This window comes from Paraburkholderia sp. SIMBA_027 (assembly GCF_046535315.1).
Classification (GTDB): Bacteria; Pseudomonadota; Gammaproteobacteria; order Burkholderiales; family Burkholderiaceae; genus Paraburkholderia; species Paraburkholderia tropica.
Genome location: NZ_JAWRWY010000118.1, coordinates 1 through 428, shown reverse-complemented (window position 1 = coordinate 428; position 428 = coordinate 1). Strand labels below are relative to the sequence as shown.

Below are 428 nucleotides of genomic sequence, written 5' to 3'. Positions count from 1 at the left end.
AGCCTTAAACCTGGAAAACAAAAGTTTTGTCCCGCTGGCGCATACCAACGAAGCCCGCGCACTGGTCGGCATTTTCCTTAACGATCAATATGTAAAAGGCAAAGCGAAGAAACTCACCAAAGACGTTGAAACCCCGAAACAGGCCGCGGTGCTGGGTGCAGGCATTATGGGCGGCGGCATCGCTTACCAGTCTGCGTGGAAAGGCGTGCCGGTTGTCATGAAAGATATCAACGACAAGTCGTTAACCCTCGGCATGACCGAAGCCGCGAAACTGCTGAACAAGCAGCTTGAGCGCGGCAAGATCGATGGTCTGAAACTGGCTGGCGTGATCTCCACAATCCACCCAACGCTCGACTACGCCGGGTTTGACCGCGTGGATGTTGTGGTAGAAGCGGTTGTTGAAAACCCGAAAGTGAAAAAAGCCGTAC

The 428-nt window shown here is 53.3% G+C and carries 1 protein-coding gene; it reads left to right on the top strand.

The features are described from left to right. Nucleotides 1-428, top strand: a 428-nt coding sequence (locus SB764_RS38390) for a 3-hydroxyacyl-CoA dehydrogenase NAD-binding domain-containing protein (protein ID WP_410866518.1), incomplete at both ends; no start/stop codon positions are given.